This window comes from Pseudomonas sp. UBA6323 (assembly GCF_002439135.1).
GTDB lineage: Bacteria > Pseudomonadota > Gammaproteobacteria > Pseudomonadales > Pseudomonadaceae > Aquipseudomonas.
This window is the reverse complement of the sequence record NZ_DJSX01000048.1, coordinates 15,340-28,399: the sequence shown is the minus strand read 5'-3', so window position 1 is coordinate 28,399 and position 13,060 is coordinate 15,340. Positions and strand designations below refer to the sequence as shown.

General features: G+C 64.2%; 14 protein-coding genes. 7 read left to right on the top strand and 7 right to left on the bottom strand.

The annotated features are described in order from the left end of the window. Window positions 1–616 (bottom strand): TRAP transporter substrate-binding protein (locus tag B3P22_RS11240; protein ID WP_419096430.1); only part of this gene is annotated, 616 nt, incomplete at its 3' end. Between the two features lie 242 nt (window positions 617–858). Between B3P22_RS11240 and B3P22_RS11235 the strand changes: the two genes are divergently transcribed. The 3 genes from B3P22_RS11235 to B3P22_RS11225 all read left to right on the top strand — a co-directional run bounded on the left by B3P22_RS11235 (window position 859) and on the right by B3P22_RS11225 (window position 3,769). Then, window positions 859–1,404 carry a TRAP transporter small permease subunit gene (locus B3P22_RS11235; protein ID WP_296271051.1) on the top strand — a complete coding sequence of 182 codons (546 nt, stop codon included), beginning with the start codon at window positions 859–861 and terminating at the stop codon, window positions 1,402–1,404. After that, entirely contained in the window at window positions 1,397–2,773 is a 1,377-nt protein-coding gene (locus tag B3P22_RS11230) for a TRAP transporter large permease subunit (RefSeq protein ID WP_296271050.1), read from the top strand. Before B3P22_RS11235 ends, B3P22_RS11230 begins: the two co-directional genes overlap by 8 nt. A gap of 96 nt (window positions 2,774–2,869) precedes the next feature. Beyond that, window positions 2,870–3,769 (top strand): D-hexose-6-phosphate mutarotase, encoded by a 900-nt coding sequence (locus B3P22_RS11225; RefSeq protein ID WP_296271049.1) that lies wholly within the window; start codon window positions 2,870–2,872, stop codon window positions 3,767–3,769. Window positions 3,770–3,849: 80 nt separating this feature from the next. Here the strand turns inward: B3P22_RS11225 and B3P22_RS11220 are convergent, their stop codons facing one another. The 5 genes from B3P22_RS11220 to purE all read right to left on the bottom strand — a co-directional run bounded on the left by B3P22_RS11220 (window position 3,850) and on the right by purE (window position 7,314). Next, a complete protein-coding gene (locus B3P22_RS11220; RefSeq protein WP_296271048.1) occupies window positions 3,850–4,383 on the bottom strand; it encodes a DUF3299 domain-containing protein in 534 nt (177 codons plus the stop codon). A gap of 75 nt (window positions 4,384–4,458) precedes the next feature. Continuing rightward, window positions 4,459–4,704 (bottom strand): GlsB/YeaQ/YmgE family stress response membrane protein, encoded by a 246-nt coding sequence (locus B3P22_RS11215; RefSeq protein ID WP_197857644.1) that lies wholly within the window; start codon window positions 4,702–4,704, stop codon window positions 4,459–4,461. Window positions 4,705–4,769: 65 nt separating this feature from the next. Next, window positions 4,770–5,534, bottom strand: a complete 765-nt coding sequence (locus B3P22_RS11210) for a substrate-binding periplasmic protein (protein WP_296271047.1) — start codon at window positions 5,532–5,534, stop codon at window positions 4,770–4,772. A 56-nt stretch (window positions 5,535–5,590) separates the two neighbouring features. Beyond that, entirely contained in the window at window positions 5,591–6,676 is a 1,086-nt protein-coding gene (locus B3P22_RS11205; RefSeq protein ID WP_296271046.1) for a 5-(carboxyamino)imidazole ribonucleotide synthase, read from the bottom strand. A gap of 146 nt (window positions 6,677–6,822) precedes the next feature. Then, window positions 6,823–7,314, bottom strand: a complete 492-nt coding sequence (purE, locus tag B3P22_RS11200; RefSeq protein WP_037054038.1) for a 5-(carboxyamino)imidazole ribonucleotide mutase — start codon at window positions 7,312–7,314, stop codon at window positions 6,823–6,825. Between the two features lie 278 nt (window positions 7,315–7,592). On the opposite strand from purE, the gene adhP reads away from it, so the two are divergent. After that, window positions 7,593–8,615 carry an alcohol dehydrogenase AdhP gene (adhP, locus tag B3P22_RS11195; protein ID WP_296271045.1) on the top strand — a complete coding sequence of 341 codons (1,023 nt, stop codon included), beginning with the start codon at window positions 7,593–7,595 and terminating at the stop codon, window positions 8,613–8,615. Between the two features lie 116 nt (window positions 8,616–8,731). Beyond that, window positions 8,732–9,526, top strand: coding sequence for a hypothetical protein (locus B3P22_RS11190; RefSeq protein WP_296271044.1), 795 nt, complete (start codon window positions 8,732–8,734; stop codon window positions 9,524–9,526). A 27-nt stretch (window positions 9,527–9,553) separates the two neighbouring features. On the opposite strand, the gene B3P22_RS11185 is transcribed toward B3P22_RS11190, so the two are convergent. Continuing rightward, window positions 9,554–10,429, bottom strand: a complete 876-nt coding sequence (locus B3P22_RS11185) for a hypothetical protein (RefSeq protein WP_296271043.1) — start codon at window positions 10,427–10,429, stop codon at window positions 9,554–9,556. A gap of 156 nt (window positions 10,430–10,585) precedes the next feature. Between B3P22_RS11185 and B3P22_RS11180 the strand changes: the two genes are divergently transcribed. Together B3P22_RS11180 and B3P22_RS11175 are read left to right on the top strand one after the other, a co-directional pair. Continuing rightward, window positions 10,586–11,578, top strand: a complete 993-nt coding sequence (locus B3P22_RS11180; RefSeq protein ID WP_296271042.1) for an AraC family transcriptional regulator — start codon at window positions 10,586–10,588, stop codon at window positions 11,576–11,578. Window positions 11,579–11,980: 402 nt separating this feature from the next. Continuing rightward, on the top strand, window positions 11,981–13,009 hold the full coding sequence (locus B3P22_RS11175) for a histone deacetylase family protein (protein WP_296271041.1): 1,029 nt from the start codon (window positions 11,981–11,983) through the stop codon (window positions 13,007–13,009). The last annotated feature ends 51 nt before the right edge of the window (window positions 13,010–13,060 follow it).

Here is a 13,060-nt window from a genome sequence, read left to right as displayed (position 1 = left end):
GCATGTTGACCAGCGTGCGGCCCATTTTGGTCAGCGCGTCGCCGCCCAGGCCGGGGGTTGGCATCTTCAGGCCCTTGAAGTCGTCGGCCGAGTTGATTTCCTTGTTGAACCAGCCGGCGGTTTGTACGCCAGTGTTGCCGCAGGCCATCGGCAGCACGCCGAACGGCTTGTACACCTCTTCCCACAGCTGCTGACCGCCGCCGCGATGCAGCCAGGCGTTCATCTCCTGGGCATTCGGGCCGAACGGCGATGCACAGAAGAACTGCGCCGCCGGGACCTTACCTTTCCAGTAGTACGGCGCGCCGTGACCCATCTCGGCGGTACCGCGGGAGACTGCATCGAACACTTCCAGTGCAGGTACCAGTTCGCCGGCCGCGTACACCTTGACCTTCAGGCGGCCGTTGCTCATTTCATCGACCAGCTTGGCGAAGCGTTCGGCCCCCACGCCGACGCCCGGGAAGTTTTTCGGCCAGGAGGTGACCATCTTCCAGTTGAAGGTTTGGGTACTCGAACCCTCTTGAGGTGCTGCGGCGCTCTTTGCTTCTTCTTTACAGCCAGCCAGCGCGGTTGCTGCAAGGCCTACGCCCGCTGCGGCGAGTATGTCGCGACGTTTCATGCAATGCTCCTTTATTGTTGTATTGGTCTTACCACGGGATCGCCGGGGGTAGACCGGGCGTGAATAACATAGGGGTTCGTGACCTACAAGCCTAGCGACTGCGACTAAAGTTGTACGGGCATTGCTGCAATACCCTTTGCCTGCCTAGAATCGCCGGCCTGCGGCCCACAAGGCCGCTGGTGGCGTGATGTGCAGCCAACCGGTCGCTGTCTGCCTCCTACTCATAACGATAAGGACTCACTATGTCCGACAAGCCTTCATTTCCCCTCGCTATTGCAAATTTAATCGATGCGCTCAACAGCTGGTTCGGCAAAGCCTGCGCATGGCTGACCGTATTTCTGGTGATCGGTACCGCCATCGTCGTGGTCCTGCGATACGGCTTCGGTATCGGCGCGACAGCTCTGCAGGAGGCAGTTCTATACGCTCACGCGCTGGTGTTCATGGGGGCCGCAGCCTGGGTGCTGCAGCGTAACGGCCATGTGCGTGTCGACATTTTCTACCAGAAGTTCAGCGGCCGCCGCCAGGCGCTGGTGGAGGTCTTCGGCAACCTGCTGTTCCTGCTGCCGGTGGCGCTGTTCCTCGGCTGGGCCAGCTGGGATTACGTCAGCAACTCCTGTGCGACGCTCGAAGCCTCCAGCGAGTCAGGCGGGCTGAAGTTCGTCTATATGCAGAAAAGCATCATCCTGGTACTGGTCGTCAGCCTGGTACTGCAGGGTATTTCCAACCTGATCAAGGCGCTCTACATCCTCAGCGGTCGCCTGCCGGCTCCGGAGGTGAAACATGGCTGAGTTGATGGCGATTCTGCTGTTCGTCAGTATTTGCGTGGCCTTGATGGGCGGCTTCCCGGTGGCGTTCACCCTGGCCGGCGTTTCCCTGCTGTTCGCCGGTATCGGCGTGCTTACCGGCACCTTCGACCCGGGGTATCTGAGCGCCCTGCCGAACCGCCTGTTCGGCATCATGAACAACCAGACCATGCTCGCCGTGCCGCTGTTCGTGTTCATGGGGGTGATGCTGGAACGCTCGCGGGTGGCTGAAGATCTACTCGAGTCCATGTCGCGCCTGTTCGGTACCCTGCGCGGCGGTCTGGCGATTTCCGTGTGTGTGGTCGGCGCGTTGCTGGCGGCTTCTACCGGTATCGTCGGTGCCACTGTGGTGACCATGGGTCTGCTGGCGCTGCCGACCATGCTGCGCCGCGGCTACGACCCGGCCATCTCCACCGGCACCCTGGCGGCGACCGGTACCCTGGGGCAGATCATTCCGCCGTCCATTGTGCTGGTACTGCTGGGTGACGTGATGTCCAGCGCCTATCAGCAGGCGCAGCTGAAGATGGGCATCTTCTCGCCGAAGACCGTCTCGGTCGGCGACCTGTTCGTCGGCGCGCTGCTGCCCGGCCTGCTGCTGGTCGGCCTGTACATCCTCTACATCATCGCCACTGCGATCCTCCAGCCGAAGAAACTGCCGGCGCTGCCGCAGGAAGAACTCGGCCCGATCGAATGGGGCAAGCTGGTCAAGGCACTGGTGCCGCCGCTGATCCTGATCGGCGCGGTGCTGGGCTCGATTCTCGCGGGTTACGCAACCCCCACCGAAGCCGCTGCGCTGGGCGCCGTGGGCGCGATGTTGCTGGCCTTCAGCAAGGGCAAGCTGAACTTCGGACAGCTCAAGGAAGTGGCCTACGGCACCACCGAAATCAGTGCCATGGTCTTCATGATCCTGATCGGCGCTTCGCTGTTCTCCCTGGTGTTCCGCGGCTTCGGCGGCGAGGTGCTGATCGAGGACGTGTTCGCGCAACTGCCAGGCGGCGTGCTCGGCGCGTTCTTCCTGGTGATGGTGGTGATCTTCCTGCTCGGCTTCATCCTCGACTTCATCGAGATCACCTTCGTGGTGGTGCCGATCGTCGGGCCGGTGCTGCTGGCCATGGGGCTCGACCCGATCTGGCTGGGCGTGATGATCGCGCTGAACCTGCAGACGTCGTTCCTTACGCCGCCGTTCGGCTTCGCGCTGTTCTATCTGCGTGGCGTGACGCCGCCGAGCATCGCTACCAGCACTATCTACAAGGGTGTGCTGCCGTTCATCCTGATCCAGATTATGCTGCTGGTGATCGCCTACATCTTCCCGGGCCTGATCACCTGGTTGCCGGAACAGGTCTACGGCAAGTAGGTCATAGCTTGCAGTCAGCTGACGCCCGTCCCAGTGACGGGCGTTTTGCTTCTTGCGTGTCACACTATCGGTCATCTATCCCAACGAGAGGTCGTCATGAGTAGCGCCCAAGTCGAACGCGTGGAACTGGATCAACTGACCTGCTGGCGAATCCGCGCTGCCGGCAGCGAGCTGCTGGTGGCTCAGCAGGGTGCGCAGATTCTCGGTTACCAGCAGGGCGAGCAGCCGCCGCTGATCTGGCTGAGCCCGGACGCGGCCTATCAGCGCGGCCAGAGCGTGCGCGGTGGTGTACCGCTGTGCTGGCCCTGGTTCGGCGATCTGCGGCGCAACCCGCAGGCGGTGCAGGCGCATTATCAGCTGGAGCAGGCGCCGGCCCACGGCCTGGTGCGCACGCTTGACTGGGAGTTGCTGAGCATCGACGAGGAGGACGACGCCGTCACCCTGCGTTTTGCCTACGACACTCGCAACCAGCCGCTGGAGGGTTGGCCGCGGGATGTCGGCCTGACCTTCGTCGTACGTGTGGCGCAGGACCTCGGCATGAGCCTGGAGACCCACAATCGCGGTACGGAACCGCTGACCCTGAGCCAGGCGCTGCACAGCTACTTCGCCGTCAGCGACGTGCGCCAGGTCAGCGTCGAGGGGCTCCAGAGCTGTCGCTATATCGACACCCTGCAGGACTGGCAGGAGCTGCGTCAGCAGGACGCGCCGGTGTTCGACGCGGAGACCGATCGCATCTATCTCGATACCGCCGCGCGGCTGAGCATCGTCGACCCGGGCTGGCGGCGGCGCATCCATCTGGACACCCGCGGCTCGCGCTCGGCCGTGCTGTGGAATCCCTGGATCGAAAAGGCCAGGCGCCTGTCGCAGTTTCCCGATGACGCCTGGCAGGACATGCTCTGCATCGAGACGGCCAACGTGCTGGAGGACGTCGTGCAGCTGAAAGCCGATGAGCGCCATAGACTTGAGCTGCGTTTGTCCAGCGAGCTCAGCGACTAGCCCGTGGCACCGGTCCGGCGCAGGTAGACGGCAGGACGGGCTACGGGCCTGTGCTGCCGTCATCAGTGTCGCGGCTGTGTTTAAAGGTCTTCGTCGGTCACCAGGCGCACTTCGCCCGCTTCCATGGCGTAGGCGGCGTCGGCCAGGTCATTGCTGATCTTCTCGACCTTCAGTTCGCCGCTGACCCACAGCGGCGCGTAGATGTCCTCGAGCGGGATACCCTGCGGGTAGCGCACCAGCACCAGCTGGTTGGGCGGTGGTGGCGGCACGTGGATGCAGGCGCCCGGATAGGGCACCAGGAAGAACAGGGTGCTGTTGCCTTTCTCGTCGTTTTCCAGCGGCACCGGATAACCGCCCAGGCGGATCGCCTTGCCGTCGAGCTCGGCCACGGTCCTGGTGGAATACATCACCGCTGGCAGGTCCTGGTCCTGCTGGCGCAGGCCGTCCTCGCTGTAGAAGGTGCTGTCGCCTTCGGGGCTGTCGTGGCTGATCTCGGGCATCTCCTCGAGGGCCTTGCGGTCCTCGGGTGGCATCAGGTCGAGCCAGTCGGTTTCCGGTAGTTCGGCGTGGGCCAGGCCGGTAAGAAGTAGCAGGGCGAACAGCAGGTGGCGCATGGAATCAGACATCTCGTGGCGGCGTGAATGAGAAGCCGAAGGACCAGGCGTCCATCGGCTCCTTGAAGAAGGGCCTCAGCTCTTCTTGATCGCGCCGTAGATTACCAGCAGAACGATGGCGCCGATCACTGCGCCGATAAAACCGGCGGCTTCCCCGGCTTCATAGATGCCCAGCGCCTGGCCGCCGTAGGTAGCGGCGATGGAGCCGCCGATGCCGAGCAGGATGGTCATGATCCAGCCCATGCTGTCATCGCCGGGTTTGAGGAAGCGTGCGACCAGACCGACGATCAGGCCGATTAAAATGGTGCCGATAATGCCCATTGGCGTGTCTCCTTGATGAGTGCCGCTTATGCGGCAGGCTCGGTATCGGACAGGTGGATGGGCTGTCAGTTCGTCTCGTCGGGCGGCAGGACGCCGTAGCGACGGTAGATCAGCGCAATTTCACCCTCTGCACGCATGCGCTCAAGTTCGGCACCGAGGCGGTCGTACAGCTCACGCCGATCGCTCTGGTAGCGCTTGAGCGAGGCGCCGAAGTGGTTGCCCAGCACCTGCCGGTGGGCGTAGTACGCGTAGCTGTAGTCGCGAAAGCCCATTGCCTGGAGCTGCGCTTCCATCGGCGCAACGTCGAGAACCGCAATGGTGTCGAGCCGTCCGGCGCGGAACATGGCTACCAGCTGCGCATCGTCGCTGGCGAACACGCGGTTCAGCAGATCATCGCTGTCGAAGGGCTCGAAGTAGGCCGTGCCGCGCTTCACGCCCAGGGACAGCCGGTAGAGATCTTCGTAGCGGCTCAGTCTGCCCTCTTCGCCGGGGCGCGTGACGAAGCGGATATTGAGCTGCTGATTGCCGATGCTGGGCAGAAAATGGATGTACTCGCGGCGCTGCTCGGTGAGCAGCACGCGTGGCACCAGGTCGACCCGCCCCGAGCGCAGGTCTTCGAGGCTGCGCAGAAAGGGCGCTTCGCGCCAGTGCAGGTCGATCCCGAGGCGCTGTGCGGCGGTCTCCAGCACGCTGATCAGCGGGCCGCTGGGAAGGCCATCGACGGCGTGCATCTCCGGCGGCCGCTCGCGGAAATCGACGCGCAGCACATCGTCGTCGCCGACGCAGGTCAGTGCGAACAACAGGGGCAGCAGGGAAAGGAGACGCTTCATGGAGGAGGCTCTTGAACGACCGCCGTCGTTCAAGAGTTTAGCTGCGAATCGCCCGATCAGTCTGCAGCGATCAGCGCCTGCACGGCGGCGATAGCGGTATCGAGGCGGGCGCGGTCGGCACTGCGCAGGGTGGCGTGGCCAACCTTGCGCCCGGCCTTGAAGGCCTTGCCGTAGTGGTGCAGATGGCAGTCGGCGACGCTGATCACCTTGTCCACTGGCGGCACTTCACCGATGAAGTTGAGCATCGCGCTTTCGCCCACCTTGGCGGTGGAGCCCAGCGGCAGGCCGGCGACAGCGCGCAGGTGGTTTTCGAACTGGCTGCACTCGGCGCCTTCGATGGTCCAGTGCCCGGAGTTGTGCACGCGCGGGGCGATCTCGTTGGCCTTGAGGCCGCCGTCCACCTCGAAGAATTCGAAGGCCAGCACGCCGACGTAGTCGAGCCTGTCCAGAACGCGACCGACGTAGTCCTCGGCCAGCGCCTGCAGCGGGTGAGCGGTGCTGGCGATGGACAGGGCGAGAATGCCGCTGTCGTGGGTGTTGTGCACCAGCGGGTAGAAGCGGGTTTCACCGTCGCGGGCACGCACGGCGATCAGCGACACCTCGCCGGTGAAGGGCACGAAGCCTTCGAGGATGCACGGCACGCTGCCCAATTCGGCGAAGGCGTCAGTGACGTCTTCCGGCTTGCGCAGAACCTTCTGGCCCTTGCCGTCGTAGCCCAGGGTACGGGTCTTCATCACGGCCGGCAGGCCGATGCTGGCCACGGCGGCATCGAGGTCGGCCTGCGACTGGATGTCGGCGAACTCCGGCGTGGGGATGCCCAGTTCGCGGAACATGGACTTCTCGAACCAGCGGTCGCGGGCAATGCGCAGGGCTTGGGCGCTCGGGTAGACCGGTACGAACTGCGAGAGGAAGGCCACGGTTTCGGCCGGCACGCTCTCGAATTCGAAGGTGACCAGGTCGACCTCGTCGGCCAGCTGGCGCAGGTGATCCTGATCGCCATAATCGGCGCGGATATGCTCGCCAAGCGCCTGGGCGCAGGCGTCCGGCGCCGGGTCGAGGAAGGCGAAGTCCATGCCCAGCGGAGTGCCCGCCAGGGCCATCATGCGGCCCAGCTGGCCGCCACCGATCACACCGATTTTCATAACAAAGCCTCTTTCAGCAGGTGGCGAGACCAAGCAGTTGAACGCTGCCCGCAGCGCAGGAAGCGGAGTTTACCCCGGTAAATGAGCATTCCGAGCAGCGGACGGCGTGCAAATGCGCCGTGTCGCAGCTCCTGATGGAATGGGCTTCAGGCCTCGCGCGGGTCCGGGTTGCTCAGTACGGTCTCGGTCTGTTCCTCGCGGAACTGCTTCAACGCCGCGTGGAACTGCGGGTGCTGGTGACCGAGGATGCTGGCGGCGAGCAGGGCCGCGTTGACCGCACCGGCCTTACCGATGGCCAGGGTGGCAACCGGGATGCCGGCTGGCATCTGTACGATCGACAGCAGCGAGTCGACGCCCGAGAGCATGGACGACTGCACCGGCACGCCGAGCACCGGCAGGTGAGTCTTGGCCGCGCACATGCCCGGCAGGTGAGCGGCGCCACCGGCACCGGCGATGATCACCTGGATACCGCGGGCCTCGGCCTCTTCGGCGTACTGGAACAGCAGATCCGGGGTGCGGTGGGCGGAGACCACCTTGACCTCGTGGGGAATGCCCAGCTTGTCCAGCATCTCGGCGGTGTGGCTAAGGGTGGACCAGTCGGACTTGGAGCCCATGATCACGCCAACCAGTGCGCTCATCAAAGTGCCTCTTCTCTCGGGCGCCTCGCGGCGCGTCAAAAACCAACAAGCCACGCGGGCGGGCCAGCGTGGCTTGTCATGATTCGTTGTAGCCGGGCGCTGCCGGCCGAAGGCCGCGCAGTATAACGCAAAGCCGCCGTCGTCGGGCAGTGGCGACGACCGTTTGTCATGCCGGCCGTGGCCATGCGGAAAAAGCGCCTAAACCTTGCTCTGGAGCAATGTCGGCGCGGGCTGCGCGCGCACACTGGCCAGACACTCGCATGGAAGAGGAACAGCCTATGAACCAGACCATGAAAGCCGCAGTCGTCCATGCTTTCGGGCAGCCGCTGCGTATCGAGGAAGTAAAGACACCACTGCCCGGCCCGGGGCAGATTCTGGTGAAGATCGAAGCTTCCGGTGTATGCCACACCGACCTGCACGCAGCCGAAGGCGACTGGCCGGTGAAGCCGAGCCTGCCGTTCATTCCCGGCCACGAAGGCGTCGGCTACGTGGCAGCGGTTGGCAGCGGTGTGACCCGGGTGAAGGAAGGCGACCGCGTCGGCGTGCCCTGGCTGTACACCGCCTGTGGCTGTTGCGAGCACTGCCTGACCGGCTGGGAGACGCTCTGCGAGAGCCAGCAGAACACCGGCTATTCGATCAACGGCGGTTACGCCGAATACGTGCTGGCTGATCCGAACTACGTCGGCATCCTGCCGAAAAGCGTCGATTTCCTGGAAATCGCGCCGATACTTTGCGCAGGCGTGACGGTGTACAAGGGCCTCAAGGAAACCAAGGCGCGCCCCGGCCAGTGGGTGGCGATCTCCGGTATTGGCGGTCTCGGCCACGTCGCCGTGCAGTATGCGCGCGCGATGGGCCTGCACGTGGTCGCGGTGGATGTGGACGATGCCAAGCTGGAGCTGGCGCGCAAGCTCGGCGCCAGTCTGACCATCAACGCCCGCAACGAAAATCCGGCCGAGGTGGTGCAGCGCGATATCGGCGGCGCCCACGGCGTGCTGGTCACCGCGGTGTCCAATGCGGCCTTCGGCCAGGCCATCGGTATGGCGCGCCGGCACGGTACGGTGGCGCTGGTCGGCCTGCCGCCGGGTGACTTCCCCACGCCGATCTTCGACGTTGTGCTCAAGGCCATCAGCATCACCGGCTCCATCGTCGGCACCCGCGCCGATCTGCAGGAGGCGCTGGACTTCGCCGGTGAGGGTTTGGTCAAGGCCACGGTGAGCAGCGACAGCCTGGACAACATCAACGGCATCTTCGAGCAGATGCGCGGCGGACAGATCGAGGGGCGGGTGGTACTGCAGTTCTGAGCCGCGAAGGCGCTGGACGGGCCATTTTCCTACAGCGCGGACGCGCAAGGGCGCACAGATTGCCGCCAGGCGGCTGGCTATACTGTGCGCCCTTCATCCGTACAAGGACGTGCCCCATGAAAGCCTACCTTCCGTTTTTTGCCCTCTCCCTGCTGTCCTTTCAGGTTTCGGCCATCGAGCTGGCCAAGCATCCGCAGGTATTCGACGCCGGCCAGGGCGTGAGCCTGGCGCTGGCCCCCTCTGCCGACGGCAAGCAGGCTCTGGTGCAGGTACGTGGTATCAACCACCCGCTCGACGAGGTGGTTTTTCTCACCGAGGTGCGCGAGCTGGGCAACGAGCAGCGCGATTATGGCGTCCGTCTCGATGGCCGTGACTACAACCTGCTGAACAAGCGCCGTGCCTGGGGTGGCGAGAGCTACCAGCTCAACCTGCCCAATACCCAGGGCTTCGAACTCAGCTACAGCGAGGACAAGACCAAGGCGCTCAAGCCCAAGGACCTCCTCGCCCTCTATGAGAAGCAGGAAAAGGACGGCGTTCAGGCGCGCCTCGCGGCCTTCGATCGCAAGCAGCGTCTGGCCGACTACAGCGCCCGCCTGCAGGAAATGGATAGCGAAGCTTCCAAAGCTTGCGGCACGCCGCTGACGACCCAGGTCGACTGGAGCGCGATCAGCGACGAGCAACTGATCAAGCTCAGCGTGCCGAGCTTCTGTGGCGAGGTGGTCAACCAGATGGCCTACCTGTGCGGCAGGGACGATCGCTACAAGACCGAAGCCAAGACCCTCAAGGGCGTCGACTGCCGCTTCGGCGAGAGCATGAAGTTGCGCGAGCAGGATGGGCAACTGCAGTTCACCACCCTCAAAGACGAACCGAATCAGGGCGACTTCATCAACGCCATTCTGCGTAACCGCTGACAGCGATCCCCGCCTTCGGGCGGGGCATCAGCCTTCGCTGTCGAGCAGCTCGAACGCGGTCAGGCGATCGATCCCCTTACCCATGAACAGGTTGAAGGGCCGCCCGGCCTCCACGGCCATGTGGGTGCAATCGTCGTAATAACGGTCCCCCAGCAGCGTGCGTTGCCCGAGTAGAAAGTGTTTGCCCATGCTGCCGATCTCGAACACCAGTTTCTTGATGGGGGACGTAAGGTAGTCGTCGTTATCGATGATCACCTCTATCTGTCGTTCGTCGACGGCCTTTTGCAACTCCGGATCGCTGAAGCGCAGCCTGGCCGGCGTGCGTTCGTTTTCCCGGTCCAGATAGAGTTGGCCCAAGCTGCCCGCCTGGTCTTCGTCGCCCCGGTTGCGGGCGCGTTGAAAGCTCAGCGGTGGCAGTTGCTCATTCAGCTTCACTTCGATACGGCAGAACACTTCCTCCAGCGAAGACGGTCTGTTGAACGCATTGCCGTTCTCCCGCTTGACCATAAACGGACGACCTTGGGCGATGAATGAGGTACGCAGCGGCGTCGGCAGTTCGTCCTCAATACCGGTGATTTCGAGTGTGGCCGGCCAGTGTTCCCTGGCCTGCACGATCGGCGTGAAGCGTTCGGTCAGGGCTTCACGTTGCGTGGCGTCCAATGGCTTGGATTGCAGCCGGACCCTAAGCGCCTGCTCATCACCATCGACCAGGGTGTAACGCAGATGCCCCGGGAGATAGCCGAGCGCCTGAAACTGCTGCTGCAGGCTTTCGAGATAGGAGCCGTCAATGCCGGCGCCCTGGCGAATGGACTCGTCGAAACGCAATTCGACCTGGGGCTCCTGCCCGCACGCGGCGAGTAGCAGGCAAGCGGGTAAAAAGGCGGCACGGAGCGAGTTTCGCATGAGGTTCATCCTTGAAAACGGCAGCGGACTCTAGCACGCGCAACCTTTGCTGACCTTGCGCGAGTACACGACGTGGACCTGAATGCCTCTCAACGCGAGAAGCGCGAGGCATGCTTCTTGCGTTCTTTTCTCCCTCCTGCACCGACGGAATGCATCATGCTGCACGCCTCGCTGACCACCCTGCACGTGGTTTCCCTGATCCTGCAACGCTTCGCCGAGCAGCCCGAGTTGCGCCCGCAATTGCTGGCCGGGAGCGGGATTGGTGCGGCCGACCTGGACAATGCCGATGCGCGCATCACCCGGGTGCAGGAGCTGCAGGTGTGCGCCAATGCCCTGGCCTTGCGTGCCGACCTGGGCCTCGAGTTGGGGCGCAGCCTGCATGTTTCCTCCTATGGGCTGCTCGGTTACGCCGCGCTCTCGGCTGCCACCTTTGGTGACGCCTGGCGCCTGCTGCTGCAGTACCCGGCACTGCTCGGCACCTATTTTCGGCTCGACCTGCAGGTGGAAGGCGAACTGGCCTGGATCAGCGCCAGCGGCTATCGCCATGCCGAGGCGCTGGAAGTGTTCAACGTGGAGATGTGCCTGGCCTCGCTGAAGCTGATTGGCGACGAGCTGCTGCGCCAGCCGTTGCCGTTGGCGTGCGCCGAGTTCAGCCATGCCAGGCCGCGCTACGTGAAGCGCTATGCACACAGCTTTGCCTGTCCGCTGCGCTTCGCGGCGCCGCGCAACGCCTTCGCCTTTCCCGCCGAGCTGCTGGAGCGCCGCCTGCCGCTGGCCGACAGCGTTACCCATGGCGACATGGTCGAGCGCTGCCGGCGCCTGAACGTCGAGTTCGGCAGTCGCCAGGCCTGGCTGGAGCGGGTGCGCCAACTGCTCGCCGCGCAACTGGCCGAGCCGCCGGGGCTGGAGAACCTGGCGCAGCAGATGCACTGTTCGCCGCGCACCCTGCGCCGTCACCTGCAGGAACTCGGCACCAGTTACCAGGGCCAGCTTGACGAGCTGCGCTTCGAACGCGCCAAGGCGCTGCTCAATGAGGAGCAATGGCCGGTGTATCGCATCGCCGAAGCGCTCGGCTTCAGCGAGACCGCCAGCTTCCGCCATGCCTTCCAGCGCTGGAGTGGCGTGGCGCCGAGTCGCTTTCGCGCGTAGTGCGGACGCAGTCCGGGAATGCCCGGCGCCTTTCCCGATTGCAGTAGGGCCACCAGCCACCTCGTGGGAGCGGCTTCAGCCGCGATAAAGGCTCGCCGCTGAAGCGCATCCCCTGACTGGTCGCTCTGCGCCCGCTTGCCCTGGTCGACAGCACTTGGCTGCGAACGCGCAGCTTCCGATATGTACCCCACGGGGAACATGAGAACCCCTCGATCCGTAGGAGCGGCTTCAGCCGCGATAGAGGCTCGCCGCTAAAAGCGCCTCCCACAGCACCGCCGGACATGGGATGTGCGCCACTGCAATCTGGCCATTTCGATCCCCTTTTGGCCGTTGCCAGCGTTCTCGATGCTGGCCGAGCAGGCGAACAATACAGGCACAACAACGATGCCTGGAGCGCCCTGCATGCTCACCTACTACAGTGACGACCACCACCTGCACCACGGCAAATGCGAGCTGATCGACGGGCAACTGATGCCCTGTTTCGAGAAGCCGCAGCGCGCCGATCACATCCTCGCCCGCGTGCAGAATCGCCAGCTCGGCGAGGTTCGCGCGCCGAAGGATTTCGGCCTGGCGCCCATCGAGCGCATCCACAGCAAGGCCTATCTGGAATTCTTCCGGGGCGCCTGGGCGCGCTGGCAGGCGCAGGGTGGCAAGGGCGACCTGCTGCCGTTTACCTGGCCGGCGCGCACCCTGCGGCCGATGATTCCCAACGACCTGCACGGCCAGCTCGGCTACTACAGCTTCGACGGTGGCGCGCCGATCACCGCCGGCACCTGGCAGGCCGCCTACAGCGCCGCGCAGGTGGCGCTGAGCGCCCAAGCCGAGATCGCCAACGGCGCCCACAGCGCTTTTGCCCTGTGCCGTCCGCCAGGCCACCACGCCGCCGGCGACGTGATGGGCGGCTACTGCTACCTGAACAACGCCGCCATCGCCGCCCAGGCCTTCGTCGATCAGGGCCGCAAGAAGGTCGCGATCCTCGACGTGGACTACCACCACGGCAACGGTACTCAAGACATCTTCTACCAGCGCAGCGACGTGCTGTTCGCCTCGATCCACGGCGACCCGGCCGAGGAGTTCCCGTTCTTCCTCGGTTATGCCGACGAACTGGGCGAGGGTGCAGGCGAGGGCTACAACTTCAATTACCCGTTGCCCATGGGCAGCTCCTGGGAGACCTGGAGTGCGGCGCTGGAACAGGCCTGCCAGCGCATCGCAGAATACGGCGCCGAGGTGCTGGTGGTGTCGCTGGGCGTGGACACCTACATGGAAGACCCGATTTCGCAGTTCAAGCTCGACAGCCCGGACTACCTGGCCATGGGCCGGCGCATCGCCGCGCTGGGCCTGCCGACGCTGTTCATCATGGAAGGCGGCTATGCGGTGGAGGCCATCGGCATCAACGCGGTCAACGTACTGGAAGGGTTCGAGGGCGCCTGACTGGCGCCTTAATCAGTGATCAGGAATCTGCCAAACAATAACGACACTTCA

Coding starts and splice junctions, on each gene's coding strand:
- B3P22_RS11210 (WP_296271047.1), bottom strand. CDS start 5,534: ATGAAGCGTCTCCTTTCCCTGCTGCCCCTGTTGTTCGCACTGACCTGC.
- B3P22_RS11215 (WP_197857644.1), bottom strand. CDS start 4,704: ATGGGCATTATCGGCACCATTTTAATCGGCCTGATCGTCGGTCTGGTC.
- adhP (WP_296271045.1), top strand. CDS start 7,593: ATGAACCAGACCATGAAAGCCGCAGTCGTCCATGCTTTCGGGCAGCCG.
- purE (WP_037054038.1), bottom strand. CDS start 7,314: ATGAGCGCACTGGTTGGCGTGATCATGGGCTCCAAGTCCGACTGGTCC.
- B3P22_RS11175 (WP_296271041.1), top strand. CDS start 11,981: ATGCTCACCTACTACAGTGACGACCACCACCTGCACCACGGCAAATGC.
- B3P22_RS11225 (WP_296271049.1), top strand. CDS start 2,870: ATGAGTAGCGCCCAAGTCGAACGCGTGGAACTGGATCAACTGACCTGC.
- B3P22_RS11220 (WP_296271048.1), bottom strand. CDS start 4,383: ATGCGCCACCTGCTGTTCGCCCTGCTACTTCTTACCGGCCTGGCCCAC.
- B3P22_RS11185 (WP_296271043.1), bottom strand. CDS start 10,429: ATGCGAAACTCGCTCCGTGCCGCCTTTTTACCCGCTTGCCTGCTACTC.
- B3P22_RS11190 (WP_296271044.1), top strand. CDS start 8,732: ATGAAAGCCTACCTTCCGTTTTTTGCCCTCTCCCTGCTGTCCTTTCAG.
- B3P22_RS11205 (WP_296271046.1), bottom strand. CDS start 6,676: ATGAAAATCGGTGTGATCGGTGGCGGCCAGCTGGGCCGCATGATGGCC.
- B3P22_RS11230 (WP_296271050.1), top strand. CDS start 1,397: ATGGCTGAGTTGATGGCGATTCTGCTGTTCGTCAGTATTTGCGTGGCC.
- B3P22_RS11180 (WP_296271042.1), top strand. CDS start 10,586: ATGCTGCACGCCTCGCTGACCACCCTGCACGTGGTTTCCCTGATCCTG.
- B3P22_RS11235 (WP_296271051.1), top strand. CDS start 859: ATGTCCGACAAGCCTTCATTTCCCCTCGCTATTGCAAATTTAATCGAT.